Source organism: Streptomyces pilosus, assembly GCF_014649835.1.
GTDB classification, from domain to species: Bacteria; Actinomycetota; Actinomycetes; order Streptomycetales; family Streptomycetaceae; genus Streptomyces; species Streptomyces pilosus.
This window is the reverse complement of sequence record NZ_BMTU01000007.1, coordinates 48001-60178: the sequence shown is the minus strand read 5'-3', so window position 1 is coordinate 60178 and position 12178 is coordinate 48001. Positions and strand designations below refer to the sequence as shown.

General features: G+C 72.5%; 12 protein-coding genes and 1 pseudogene. 7 read left to right on the top strand and 6 right to left on the bottom strand.

From position 1 onward, the window contains the following. Window positions 1-149 precede the first annotated feature (149 nt). Both IE118_RS19090 and IE118_RS19085 read left to right on the top strand, forming a co-directional pair. On the top strand, window positions 150-731 hold the full coding sequence (locus IE118_RS19090; protein ID WP_189559173.1) for a hypothetical protein: 582 nt from the start codon (window positions 150-152) through the stop codon (window positions 729-731). Beyond that, a complete protein-coding gene (locus IE118_RS19085; RefSeq protein WP_189559172.1) occupies window positions 728-925 on the top strand; it encodes a DUF5708 family protein in 198 nt (65 codons plus the stop codon). The genes IE118_RS19090 and IE118_RS19085 overlap by 4 nt, the downstream gene beginning before the upstream one ends. 3 nt (window positions 926-928) lie before the next feature. On the opposite strand, the gene IE118_RS19080 is transcribed toward IE118_RS19085, so the two are convergent. Then, on the bottom strand, window positions 929-1501 hold the full coding sequence (locus tag IE118_RS19080) for a cob(I)yrinic acid a,c-diamide adenosyltransferase (RefSeq protein ID WP_189559171.1): 573 nt from the start codon (window positions 1499-1501) through the stop codon (window positions 929-931). Window positions 1502-1640: 139 nt separating this feature from the next. Beyond that, window positions 1641-2373: pseudogene (locus tag IE118_RS19075) on the bottom strand (D-Ala-D-Ala carboxypeptidase family metallohydrolase). A gap of 349 nt (window positions 2374-2722) precedes the next feature. Here IE118_RS19075 and IE118_RS19070 point away from each other — a divergent pair. From IE118_RS19070 to IE118_RS19060, 3 genes are all read left to right on the top strand, one after another. Continuing rightward, window positions 2723-3571 carry a 3-hydroxyacyl-CoA dehydrogenase family protein gene (locus IE118_RS19070; RefSeq protein WP_189559170.1) on the top strand — a complete coding sequence of 283 codons (849 nt, stop codon included), beginning with the start codon at window positions 2723-2725 and terminating at the stop codon, window positions 3569-3571. A gap of 157 nt (window positions 3572-3728) precedes the next feature. Next, on the top strand, window positions 3729-4052 hold the full coding sequence (locus tag IE118_RS19065) for an STAS domain-containing protein (RefSeq protein ID WP_024884536.1): 324 nt from the start codon (window positions 3729-3731) through the stop codon (window positions 4050-4052). 259 nt (window positions 4053-4311) lie between these two features. Further along, window positions 4312-6828 carry an ATP-binding protein gene (locus IE118_RS19060; RefSeq protein ID WP_189559169.1) on the top strand — a complete coding sequence of 839 codons (2517 nt, stop codon included), beginning with the start codon at window positions 4312-4314 and terminating at the stop codon, window positions 6826-6828. Window positions 6829-6901: 73 nt separating this feature from the next. On the opposite strand, the gene nucS is transcribed toward IE118_RS19060, so the two are convergent. Further along, a complete protein-coding gene (nucS, locus tag IE118_RS19055) occupies window positions 6902-7573 on the bottom strand; it encodes an endonuclease NucS (RefSeq protein WP_189559168.1) in 672 nt (223 codons plus the stop codon). A 288-nt stretch (window positions 7574-7861) separates the two neighbouring features. Here nucS and IE118_RS19050 point away from each other — a divergent pair, with 288 nt between their 5' ends. Then, on the top strand, window positions 7862-8254 hold the full coding sequence (locus tag IE118_RS19050; RefSeq protein WP_189559167.1) for an SCO5389 family protein: 393 nt from the start codon (window positions 7862-7864) through the stop codon (window positions 8252-8254). Between the two features lie 105 nt (window positions 8255-8359). On the opposite strand, the gene IE118_RS19045 is transcribed toward IE118_RS19050, so the two are convergent. Then, window positions 8360-9388, bottom strand: coding sequence for an LLM class flavin-dependent oxidoreductase (locus IE118_RS19045; RefSeq protein ID WP_189559166.1), 1029 nt, complete (start codon window positions 9386-9388; stop codon window positions 8360-8362). A gap of 241 nt (window positions 9389-9629) precedes the next feature. On the opposite strand from IE118_RS19045, the gene IE118_RS19040 reads away from it, so the two are divergent. After that, window positions 9630-9962: an Rv1322 family protein gene (locus IE118_RS19040; RefSeq protein WP_189559165.1), complete on the top strand. Its 333-nt coding sequence runs from the start codon at window positions 9630-9632 to the stop codon at window positions 9960-9962. A 31-nt stretch (window positions 9963-9993) separates the two neighbouring features. Here the strand turns inward: IE118_RS19040 and IE118_RS19035 are convergent, their stop codons facing one another. Together IE118_RS19035 and IE118_RS19030 are read right to left on the bottom strand one after the other, a co-directional pair. After that, a complete protein-coding gene (locus IE118_RS19035) occupies window positions 9994-10866 on the bottom strand; it encodes an ABC-2 transporter permease family protein (RefSeq protein ID WP_189559164.1) in 873 nt (290 codons plus the stop codon). Further along, the gene (locus tag IE118_RS19030) at window positions 10863-12125 is read right to left on the bottom strand and encodes an ABC transporter ATP-binding protein (protein WP_189559163.1); all 1263 of its coding nucleotides are present in this window, start codon (window positions 12123-12125) and stop codon (window positions 10863-10865) included. Before IE118_RS19030 ends, IE118_RS19035 begins: the two co-directional genes overlap by 4 nt. Window positions 12126-12178: the final 53 nt, after the last annotated feature.

Sequence of the window (12178 nt, the reverse complement as noted above, 5' to 3'; positions counted from 1 at the left end):
ACCATCCAACACGGTGCGCGCACCCGGCGCCTGATCCCCGCGGAGGGTCTCGGACTGCATCCTTCGATGTACCGCGAGTTCGTCGGCGGTGACGACGCCCCGGGCGGTTCCGGACGGGAGCCTGGAAGGGTGACCGAGAGGAGCGAACCGTGATCGTCGCCTTGATCGCCGCCTGCGAGATCGGCTTCTGGGTGCTGCTGGCCGCCGGACTGGCCTTCCGCTACCTGCTGAGGATGCCGCGCACCGGCCTGGCGCTGCTGCTGTGCGAGCCGCTGCTGGAGGTCGTGCTGCTGGTGGTCACCGCCCTGGACCTGAGGAACGGCGCGGAGCCGAACTGGACGCACGGACTGGCCGCGCTGTACATCGGCTACACGGTGGGCCACGGCCACCGCACCGTGAAGTGGCTCGACGGTCACGCCGCCCACCGCCTGGGCGGCGCGCCCCGCCCGCCCGGCCCGCCGCGGTACGGCACGGCCCGCGCCCGGCACGAGACGAGGATCTGGCTGGGCACCCTGGCGGGCGCCGCCGTCGCGACCCTCCTGCTCCAGCTCGCCATCTGGTACGTCGACGACCCGGGCCGTGTCACCTCGCTGGAGGCATGGCGCTTCACCGCCTGGCGGATCACCGGGATCCACGGGCTGGTGGCGCTGGCGTACTGGATCTGGCCGAAGAAGGCCCCGGCGGGCGGACCCACGGCCGGCGACGCGGGCCGGGAGAGGGCCGTCCGGTGACGCGGGCGTCCCGGAACCTCCTCGCCGGCGCCCTCACCCTGGTGGCAGGGCTGGGGCTGTGGCTGTTCGGCGGGGGACTGGACCTGCGCTGGGTCGAGCCCGCGAAGGCGGGTGCGGTGATGGCGTGCGCCGGGGGCGCGGAGGTGCTGCTGGGCCTGTACCGGGCCGTGCGCGGCCCGGCGCGGCTGCGGTAGGGCTCAGCGCTCCCCGCCCGGCACCCACAGGACGTCGCCGGTTGCCTTGTTGGCGATGCGGGCCAGGATGAACAGGAGGTCGGAGAGCCGGTTGAGGTAGGTGGCGGTGAGCGGGTTCATGGTCTCGCCGTGGACCTCCAGCGCCGCCCAGGTGGAGCGCTCGGCCCGGCGTACGACCGTGCAGGCCTGGTGGAGGAGGGCCGCGCCCGCGCTGCCGCCGGGCAGGATGAAGGAGCGGAGCTTCTCCAGCCGCTCGTTGAAGCGGTCGCAGTCCTCCTCCAGCCGGTCGACGTAGAACTGCTCGACCCGCAGCGGCGGGTACTCGGGGTTCTCCACCACCGGCGTCGACAGGTCGGCGCCGACGTCGAACAGGTCGTTCTGCACGCGGGTGAGGACCTCGACGACCTCCGCCTCCAGACCGCCCAGGGCGATCGCCGTGCCGATCACCGCGTTCGCCTCGTTGGAGTCGGCGTAGGCGGAGATCCGCAGATCGGTCTTGGCGACCCGGGACATGTCCCCGAGGTGCGTGGTGCCCTTGTCGCCGGTCCGGGTGTAGATACGCGTCAGGTTGACCATGGGGCCAGCCTAGTTCGGCGGCCCGGCCGCCGGACGGGCGCGTGCCGGTTCGCCGTCCCCGCCGGCGGCACGGCGGGCGGTCGCGCCTTCGCGCGGGCCCGCCGTGCCGCCGGAGGACGCGGGTGGACGGTGGACCGGGTCAGATCCCGCAGGTGGGTGCCGACCAGTACGGGGACGGGTCGAAGGCCACGTGGGTGTGGTCGTTGTGGCCGGGGTAGCCCGGGCCCAGGATCTCGGAGAAGCCGTGGACCCGGGACTGTCGGGCCAGGGTGCACAGGCTCGGGGAGCCGACGAGGTCGGCGGCGTCACCGTAGAGGTGGCGGCTGGTCGACGAGCCGCCCACCGCGCTGTTGCAGGAGTAGGAGCGGAAGCCGCTGGAGATGGTGATCGGCACGTCGCCGAGGGCGTGCCGCATCGCCTCCAGCTTCCACATGGTCTTCAGCGCGTTCGCCCTGGCGGTGGCCGCCGACACCGCGCCGCCCGACCAGTCGGAGTTGCACTTGTTGAGCTCGGCGTAGCTGAAGTGGACGGGAGTGCAGTCGGCGTCCTGCAGCGCGTAGATCTTGCTGAAGGTCGCGGGACCGGCGATCCCGTCGGCGGTCAGCCCGTAGGCCGCCTGGAACTTCTTGACGGCGGCGGTGGTGCGGGCGCCGTAGCTGCCGTCGTACGAGAGCCGTTCGCCCGAGGTCACCCAGCCGGCCACCCGGATCTGAAGCTGCGTCACATCGCTTCCGGAGGCACCCTGGGACAGGGTGCCTCCGGATGTAGCAGCTGTCCGCCTGGGCGGTTCCGGCGGTGGCGCCGACACCGAGAACCGTTCCAGCCATGACCATGACAATGGAGAGAAGCATGCGTGTCGCACGTCTGAACATTCAGTGCTCCCGGCCGTCTCGCTGAAGGGTGGTGTGCGGCCGCTCGTGTGACGGCCGTGCACCAGCGTGCGGCAGAGTGCTACGCGCGTCAACAATGCCGGGGCGAACAACCGGGGTTGGCGGCGGGAAGCGGGGACGGCCGGAGCCTGCCGGCCGGGCCGCTCCGCCTCTCCGGGCCGGCGGGGCGGACGGACGCGCGCGGGGCGCGCCGGACGTGACCGGTGTCTCACCCCGTGAGACCGTGACACGCATTACTAACCCCTCACACGCTCCCTTGCGACCGCTAATGTCCGCGAGTGACGTACGGAAACAGTGTGTGAGCGTGTCGCATTCGAAGGGGAGTCGCACAGTGGCTGGGAAGCTCGCCGTCATCGGAGCCGGTCTCATGGGATCCGGCATCGCCCAGGTCTCCGCCCAGGCGGGCTGGGATGTCGTCCTGCGCGACGTGACCGACGAGGCGCTCACGCGGGGCACCGACGGCATCAAGGCGTCGTACGACAGGTTCGTGAGCAAGGGCAAGCTGGAGGCGCACGACGCCGACGCGGCCCTCGCCCGGATCACCACGACCACCGACCTGGACGCCTGCGCGGACGCGGACGTCGTCGTCGAGGCCGTGTTCGAGAAGCTCGAGGTCAAGCACGAGATCTTCCGCGCGCTCGACAAGATCGTGCGGGAGGACACCGTCCTCGCCTCCAACACCTCCGCCATCCCGATCACCAAGATCGCGGCCGCGACGGAGCACCCGGAGCGGGTCGTCGGCGCCCACTTCTTCTCGCCGGTGCCGATGATGAAGCTGTGCGAGCTGGTCCGCGGCTACAAGACGAGCGACGAAACCCTCGCCAGGACCCGGGAGTTCGCCGAGTCGGTCGGCAAGACCTGCATCGTCGTCAACCGGGACGTCGCCGGCTTCGTCACCACCCGCCTCATCGCCGCCCTCGTCGTCGAGGCCGCCAAGCTGTACGAGTCGGGCGTGGCGAGCGCCGAGGACATCGACCTCGCCTGCAAGCTGGGCTTCGGCCACGCCATGGGACCGCTGGCCACCGCCGACCTCACCGGCGTCGACATCCTGCTGCACGCCACCGACAACATCTACACCGAGTCCCAGGACGAGAAGTTCGCCGCCCCCGAGCTGATGCGCCGGATGGTTGACGCCGGTGACATCGGGCGCAAGAGCGGGCAGGGCTTCTACGAGCACTGACACCGCGCACTCGCCCCGGCGTGCGTCACACGCCGGGGTGAATTCGGTATCGGTTGGCTTACAGGCAGCAACCTCTGCCGCCGCCACGCAGTCAGAGGTTGCATCACCGGCCTTGGGAACAACACACGGAGCACGAGACGGATCACGGGGAGCGCATATGCACATCAGGGGCGACCACGCCGAGCTGGTCGTCGGGGGCCGCCTCGACGTCCGCAGCGCGGCGGACGCCCGTACGGTCCTGCACTCGGCCGTCGACGACGGAGCCGGCGACCTGGTACTGGACCTGTCCGAACTGGACTCCTGGGACGCCACCGGACTCGGCGTGATCATGGGAGCCCACCGACGGGCCGGCCGGTGCGGCCGGCGCCTGGTGCTGCGCGACGTACCGCCGCAGATGCAGCGCCTGTTGGTGGCCACCCGGCTGCACCGCATCCTGGCGATCGAAGGGGGCATCGGGGTGGACACGCTGCCCCGCGTGTGAGGCCGCACGGCTGCGCGACGGACGTCCCGCGGACCCGGGCCGGCCTCGGTGAACCGTGCGACCGCGCACAATCCTCACGAGACTGTGACGTCTCGGACCCCGCGGTACCCCGGACTGTCGTAGATACTGGGCGAAGGTTTAGGGTTCGGCTGCCCGCTGCCTTGCAACCCTCGAGCGGGCCCGGACCAGAAGCGACAGCGCGGTGTGCAGCGAGGCCGGGGAGGGCTTCAGCCACGACGCTTTTGGGGGGCTAGGACCTATGGACCCGAACAACCCGGGACCCGATGAGTACGGCCACGACGACGAGGGCGCTTCCCGGGGCGCGCCGCGTCAGCGCCCTCCCCGGGAATCCCTCACCTCCGACTTCGGACAGCACGTGCCCGCGCTCGCCCGCACGGTGCAGCTGGTCTCCGGCGACTTCCTGCTGACCGTCAACCCCGTCGACGGCAGCGAGATCGAGCCCTGCCCGCCCGCCGAACGCCCGGCCCGCCCCGCCAAGCTCACCGAGGCCGAACGCGCCGAGGTCGAGCGTGCCGCCAGGCCGCCCGTCCCGCCGGGGCCCGCGCAGCCCACGCTGCCGCTGCTGGCCCGCCAGGACGAGCGCGAGAAGCTGGTCCGGCTGCTCGCCCGCGGCCGCTCCGTACGCCTCACCGGCCCGGGCGGCTCCGGCCGGTCCCGGCTGCTCGACGTCGTCGCCGAGGACTGCGCCGACCTCGCGCCCGACGGCGTGGTCCGGCTCAACGGCCTGCACCGCTCCGCCGACGACCTGCTGTACGACCTCTTCTACGCCGTTCACGACGCCCCCCTGCACCGCCCCGAGCGGGACCGGCTCGTCGAGCACGTCCGCGAGATCGGTGCCGTCGTCGTCCTGGACGACCTGGAGTTCGGCGGCGCCGCGCTCGACGAGCTGCTGGACGCCACCCCCGAGTGCGCCTTCCTCTTCGGAGCCGCCCCCGAGGTGCCCGAGCCGTCCGCCGACGCCGGCATCGAGGAAGTGGTCCTCGCAGGGCTCGACCGCGCGGCCGGACTCGACCTGCTCGAACACGCCGTCGGCCGCGCCCTCACCGAGGACGAGTCCAACTGGGCCGGCGACCTCTGGTTCGAGTCCGAGGGCCTGCCGCTGCGCTTCGTCCAGGCCGGCGCCCTGCTGCGGCAGCGCGACCGGCTGCGGGCCGGCAGCAGCGTCGTCGACGAGTTCGGCGTCTTCGAGGACGTGCGCCCGGGCGAGACCCCCTACGACCCCGCCGACGTCGACGGCGACGACGTGCCGCTGCCCTCGCTCGGCGAGGCCGCCGCCCCCGCCCCGCTGCTCGCCTCCCGGCTCAGCGCCTCCGCACGGGCCACCCTGCGGTTCGCCGTCGCGCTCGGCGGAGAGGTGCCCCACCAGGCGCACCTGCCCGCCCTGGTGGGCGACACCCACGCCGACGCCGCCCTCGGCGAGCTGGCCGCCTGCGGGCTGGTCTCCCCGGCCGGCTCCCGCTACCGGCTCGCCGCCGGGGTGCAGGCCCAGCTCGAGGCCGCCGGGTACGCCGACGACGCCGAGGACCAGGTCCGCGCCGCCGCCCAGCACTACGCCTGGTGGACCGGGCACCCCTCGGTCACCCCGGAACGCGTGTGCGCCGAGGCGGACGCGGTCCTCACCGCGCTCGCCGCGCTGTCACCGCTCACCTCCGCCACCACCGAGGGCGAGCCCAGCACCGCCGTGCAGCTCGCCCGCACCGCCGCCCCCGCGTTCGCCGCCGGGCTGCACTGGAGCGCCTGGCAGCGCGCGCTGCGGGCCGGCGCGGAGGCCGCCCGGCTCGCCGGTGACGTCGGCGAGGAGGCCTACTTCCACCACGAGCTGGGCATCCACGCGCTGTGCGCGGGACAGCTCGACCGGGCGCGCGCCGAACTGGAGGCGTCCATCGGACTGCGCGGCGCCCTCGCCGACAAGCGCGGCACCGTGGCCGGACGCCGGGCCCTGGCCCTGGTCGCCGACCGCTCCGGCGTCCCGCTGGCGATCGCGCCGACCGCGGGCGAGGAGGTGCCGGAGGCCCACTTCGAGGAGTCGGCCCCGCCGCCGCGCGGGCTGCCCACCGCCTTCCCGCAGCTCCAGCCGCCCGCCGACACCGCCCATGTCATCAGCCGTACGGTGCCCTCGCCGGCCCCGCCCCCGGCCAGGGCGGGCGTGGGCCTGAAGGGTCTGGCCAAGCGCAACCTGGTCGCGGCCGGCGCGGGCGCGCTGCTCGTCGCCGTGCTGGGCACGGTGGTCACCCTCGGCGCCACGTCCGAGAACGACGCGGGGACGCCCTCGGAGAACGTCGGCGTCAACCCGTCCGCCAGCCAGGGCGTCGACGACGGCAGCCTCGGCGCCGACCCGGCGGCCGGGGGCGACGGCGACACCGGCGACGCCACCAGCCGGCCGACCGACCCGGGCCCGGACGGCACGCCGGGCACGTCGGACGACCCGACGCCGACGGCGGACGCGTCGGACGAGCCGACCCGGGGCGGGAGCGGGACGACCGGACCGGACGACGGTCCGACCGGGTCGCCGACGAAGAAGCCCACCAAGTCCAGTCCGCCGTCGTCTCCGGATCCGACCGAGCCGACCGAGGACCCGACGACCCCGACCGAGGAGCCCACGACGCCGACCGAGGAGCCCACGACACCGGAGGAGCCGTCCACCAGCGACTCCGCCAGTGGTCCGGGCGCCTCCGATCCCGTGGAGACCAGCACCTCCGCCGGCGCCCCGGAGAGCGGCGACGCGGGCACGCCCGCCGGGGAGACCGTGATCTGAGGTCCGCCCGCATGCGTCGAGGGCCGGATTCCACGACGGAATCCGGCCCTTGATCCCGACGGCGTACCGCTGGTCAGAACAGGCGCAGCTTGTCGTCCTCGATGCCGCGCAGCGCGTCGTAGTCGAGGACCTGGCAGCCGATGCCCCGGTCGGTGGCGAGCACCCGGGCCTGCGGCTTGATCTCCTGCGCGGCGAAGACACCGCGCACCGGGGCGAGATGGGGATCGCGGTTCAGCAGCTCCAGATAGCGGGTGAGCTGCTCCACGCCGTCGATCTCGCCGCGCCGCTTGATCTCCACCGCGACGGTCCGCCCCTCGGCGTCCCGGCACAGGATGTCGACCGGTCCGATCGCCGTCATGTACTCGCGGCGGATGAGCGTGTAGCCCTCGCCGAGGGTCTCGATACGGTCGGCGAGCAGTTCCTGGAGGTGCGCTTCGACGCCGTCCTTGATCAGGCCCGGATCGACGCCCAGCTCGTGCGAGGAGTCGTGGAGGATCTCCTCCATCGTGATGATGAGCTTCTCGCCGGCCTTGTTGACGACGGTCCAGACGCCCTCCTCCTCGCCCGTCCCCTCCTTCAGCGCACAGGGCGGCGACATCCAGTTCAGGGGCTTGTAGGCCCGGTCGTCGGCGTGGATCGAGACGCTGCCGTCGGCCTTGACGAGGATCAGACGGGGGGCCGACGGCAGGTGCGCGGTGAGCCGCCCGGCGTAGTCCACGGAGCAGCGGGCAATGACGAGACGCATGGTCGGCAACGCTACTCGACCGGCCGGGGTCGACGCGATTCGCCCTCGCGACCGTCCCTCGCGCCCCACGGGGCACGTCCCGTATCTCCTGGAAAACGCGTGTTCGGCGATGGCCGGAACCAGGCCCACAGGAAGTGTCGCATCCACGCATTCTCCTGGTGCCGTCACCGTCCGTTGCTTACGGTATTGAACGGGAGGTCGCGAACCGTGTACGCAGCGTGCCCGATTTCGCGCGCTCCCGTATCTGTCAGGCAACCCCTGCTCGTTGGGGGTGCGAGAGGAGAACCCATGTCGCTCGACGTCTCACCGGCCCTACTCGAACAGGCCGAGCGAGGCGAGGTCGACGAAGCTGACTTCGTCGACTGCGTCCGGACCTCCCTGCCCTTCGCGTGGGAGATGATCAGCTCCCTGGTGGCCCAGCTGAAGGTGGACGGCGGACCCTTCGCCGACAACCAGACGCCCCCGCCGGACGAGCAGGCGCGCGGTCAGCTGCTGCGTGCGCTCGCGAGTGACGCGATACGCGGCGCGCTGCAACGGCACTTCGGTGTACGGCTGGCCTTCCAGAACTGCCACCGGGTGGCTGTGTTCCCGCTTGACTCCTCGGTCGACGAGACGCTGGCCCGCTTCACCTCGGTGCGCAACCAGTTGCTGAACCAGTCGCCGGAACTGCGCGACTGCTGACGCGTCATCGACAGCTTGCCGCTCCGTACGCGGGAGGTGCGGTGGTACCGGGGCGGCAAGCCTCCGTGATCCGAGCGACGGGACCCCCCGAGGGGGCCCGATGTCCTAGGCGAGCTGGGGAAGGACCTCGGCGCCGAGCCGCCGTACGTTCTCCTCCGTGGCCGCCAGATCGCCGGAACCCTCGACGAGCAGCGCGAAGCGCGAGATGCCGGTTCGCTCGCTGGTCGCGGCGAGCCGGTCGGCGCACAGCCGCGGGGTGCCCACCGGGTGCAGTCCGCAGAGCAGTTCGGTGTAGGCCAGCGGGTCGCGCATCTGCCGCTGCCGTCCGTCCACCGTGACATGCGCCTCCAGCCCCTGCTTCAGCCAGCCCGGCATCGCCTTCATGAGGGTCTCCGCCGCGTCCGTGCGCCGGTCGGCGATCTGGCACACACCGGCCGAGACGTGCGCGGCGCGGTGCACCTCCCCGGCGGGGCGGCCGCTCGCGCGCGCGTGACTGCGCCACAGGGCGACCATCTCGGCCTTCTCCTCGTCCCCGATGTGCATGCCGAGCAGCATCGGCAGCCCGCGTTCGGCGGCCAGCCGTACGCTCGCCGGGGACGTGCAGGCGACCACGACCTCCGGGCCCTCGGTCTCCGTCAGGGACTCCGACGGACGCGGCACGACGGGCACTTCGCGGAAGCGGTACCGCTCGCCGTCCGCCCCGACGGACGGCTCGCGCAGCCAGCGCACCAGCAGATCGAGTGATTCCGGGAACCCCTTCTCGTACGCCTCCAGGCCGGCCCCGAACACCTCCAGGTCCACCCACGGTCCGCCGCGCCCGAGCCCCAGCGAGAACCGGCCGCCGCTCGTGATGTGCAGCAGCGCGGCCTGTTCGCCGAGGGCGACCGGGTGGACGGTGGGCAGCACACTGACCGCCGTGCCGACGCGCAGCCGGCGGGTGCGGCCGAGCAGCAGTGCGGCCAGGGTGACGGCCGACGGACAGGTGCCGTACGGCACGAAGTGGTGCTCGGCCAGCCAGACCGTGTCGAGCCCCGCCTCCTCGGCGACCTCGGCCGAGCGGACCGCGCGGTGCAGCGCCTCCCCCTCGCCCTGCCCGGGGAACTGGGCGGCCAACACGAAACTTCCAACGCGCATTGCATTCCTGCTTCCTTGGCTCCGACGCGGAGCTCCCCCGCAGGGCATAACCGCCCGACACGTGCCGAGGTCACGGGCCGGGCGAGCAATTTTGCGGATTGTCTGCAGAATGGGGCGCTGCCGGGGCGGCCGCGTCGCCACGGAGGGGACTTGTGACGATTGGCGTTGTACGCGTACCCCTGCCCGTGCCGCGTAGGCTGGACGCGGCCCCAGCATCCTGTATAGCCCCGTGAGGTGTCCTGTGTCCCCGCGTCGCAACCGACCGAAGGGAGCCGGTTCGTCCGGCCGGAGCGCCGAGGACGACCGTTCCGGCCGCTACGGCGGCTGGCAGGCCACGGAGAGCTGGCAGGGCGAGGAGTGGAGCGTACGGCACGTGGCGGGGTCCAGCGCCCAGGGCAAGGCCTACCGCTGCCCGGGCTGCGACCAGTTGATCCCCGACGGGGTGCCGCACGTGGTGGCCTGGCCGGAACACGCGGGGGTCGACGACCGGCGGCACTGGCACAAGGCGTGCTGGAACGCGAAGGACCGCCGCACCTCGCGGGTGCAGCGGTCCCGTAACGCGCCGAAGTTCTGAACGGACCCGGGGCGGGTCCCGGGGCAGGGCCTCAGACGTCCCGGCTCTCCAGCAGGGCGAACGCGCCGCCGATCGCGGCCCCGGTGAGGACCAGCATGATCCACAGCGGGTCCCAGCCGGACGGCCCCGACTCGCTCAGGGAGTTGGCGTAGAAGATGCTCATCTGGTTCGGGATGGAGTACTCGAACAGCGCCTGCTGCACGTCCCGGAGCGAGGACGAGAACATGAACAGCGCGATCACCAGCGGCGCCAGCACGGCGCCGATCATGATGGTGATGGCGCCCGCCGAGTGCCGGATGATCGACCCGATCGCCAGCGACAGCGTGCCGAGCAGCGCCACGTAGAGCGAGACGCCGACCGTGCCCTTCAGCCACTCCCCGCCGGAGGGGTCCTTGGCGTTGTACTCCTCCAGCAGTGACACGTGCAGGAAGCCGATCAGCGTGGCGCACACCAGGGTCACCACGAAGGCGAGCAGGAAGAACACCAGGGCCTTCGCCAGCAGGACCCGTCCACGTGAGGGACAGGCGACCATCGTGGTGCGGATCATGCCGGTGCCGTACTCCGAGGCGGTGGTCAGCACGCCCAGCGTGATGATGCACATGCCGCCCAGCAGCAGCCCGAAGAAGCCGAGGGACAGCGGGCTCTCGCCGCCCAGGTCGGGATCGGAATTCGAGACGATCAGCCCGGTCAGCAGACCGATGCCGACCACCAGCAGGACGAACACGCCCAGCGTCCAGATCGTGGAGCGCACGGACTTGATCTTCGTCCACTCGGAGGCGAGGGCGTGTCCGAGGTGCGTGCGCACCACCGGGATCGGCGAGGTGTAGCCGGGATACGGGTGACCGGGTGCCGCCTGCCATTCGGGTGCGGCGCTCTGCGGCATCGGGGGCGGGGGCGTGCTCATCGGGCGTCCTCGGGCTTGGTCAGGTCGGCGGCGGGAGCGGACGGGGCGGCGGCGGGCGGCGCGGCGGCCGGCGGCGCGGCCGGAGCCGGGGTCTGGGGCGCCTGCGGGGCGGGCTGCGCGTAGGGGTTGGCGGCCGGGGCGCCCGGAGCCGCCCCGGGGACGCCGGAAGCGCCGTAGGGGCCGGCGGGGGCCTGCCCCGGCGGGCTCTGTGGCGGCGCGAAGGGCTGCCCGCCCTGCTGCGGCGGCGGCGGCGCGTACCAGCCGGGCTGGCCCTGGCCCGGAACCGGCATCGGCGGCTGCGCGCCGGGCGGCAGCTGCTGCTGGAGCCCTTCCTTCTGGTCGATGGTCGAGCGGTAGTCGACGGCGCCCTGCGTCATCCGCATGTACGCCTCCTCCAGCGAGGCCTGGTGCGGCGACAGCTCCCACAGCCGTACGTCGCCGTCGTGGGCGATGTCGCTGATGCGCGGCAGCGGCAGTCCCGTCACCCGCAGCGCGCCGTCCTGCTCGGGCAGCACATGACCGCCGGCCTCGGTGATCGCGGCGGACAGCTTCTCCCGCTGCTGCGGCTCGGTGTCCGGCGTGCGCACGCGCGCGAAGTCGGCGGAGTTGGCGGAGATGAAGTCCTTCACGCTCATGTCGGCCATCAGCTGCCCGCGGCCGATCACGATGAGGTGGTCGGCGGTCAGCGCCATCTCGCTCATCAGGTGGGAGGAGACGAAGACCGTGCGGCCCTCCGCGGCGAGCGACTTCATCAGGTTGCGGACCCACAGGATGCCCTCGGGGTCGAGGCCGTTGACGGGCTCGTCGAAGAGCAGCACCTGGGGGTCGCCGAGCAGCGCGGCCGCGATGCCGAGCCGCTGGCCCATGCCGAGGGAGAAGCCCTTCGACCGCCTGCGCGCCACGTCGTGCAGACCCACCACGCCCAGCACCTCGTCCACGCGCCGGGCCGGGATGCCCGACAGCTGGGCCAGGCTCAGCAGGTGGTTGCGGGCGCTCCGGCCGCCGTGCACCGCCTTGGCGTCCAGCAGCGCGCCGACCTGACGGGGCGCGTTGGGCAGCTTCCGGTACGGGTAGCCGCCGATCGTGACCCGGCCCGCGCTGGGGTTGTCCAGACCGAGGATCATCCGCATGGTCGTCGACTTGCCCGAACCGTTCGGGCCCAGGAACCCGGTGACGGCGCCGGGGCGCACCTGGAAGGAAAGGTTGTACACAGCGGTCTTGTCGCCGTACCGCTTGGTCAGGCCGACTGCCTCGATCATGCTCCGCACCCATCGAAAGGTTCAGGACAGCGGGGCACACGCCCCCGTAAGGG

Coding starts and splice junctions, on each gene's coding strand:
- IE118_RS19050 (WP_189559167.1), top strand. CDS start 7,862: ATGTCGCTCGACGTCTCACCGGCCCTACTCGAACAGGCCGAGCGAGGC.
- IE118_RS19035 (WP_189559164.1), bottom strand. CDS start 10,866: ATGAGCACGCCCCCGCCCCCGATGCCGCAGAGCGCCGCACCCGAATGG.
- IE118_RS19065 (WP_024884536.1), top strand. CDS start 3,729: ATGCACATCAGGGGCGACCACGCCGAGCTGGTCGTCGGGGGCCGCCTC.
- IE118_RS19060 (WP_189559169.1), top strand. CDS start 4,312: ATGGACCCGAACAACCCGGGACCCGATGAGTACGGCCACGACGACGAG.
- IE118_RS19030 (WP_189559163.1), bottom strand. CDS start 12,125: ATGATCGAGGCAGTCGGCCTGACCAAGCGGTACGGCGACAAGACCGCT.
- IE118_RS19045 (WP_189559166.1), bottom strand. CDS start 9,388: ATGCGCGTTGGAAGTTTCGTGTTGGCCGCCCAGTTCCCCGGGCAGGGC.
- IE118_RS19080 (WP_189559171.1), bottom strand. CDS start 1,501: ATGGTCAACCTGACGCGTATCTACACCCGGACCGGCGACAAGGGCACC.
- nucS (WP_189559168.1), bottom strand. CDS start 7,573: ATGCGTCTCGTCATTGCCCGCTGCTCCGTGGACTACGCCGGGCGGCTC.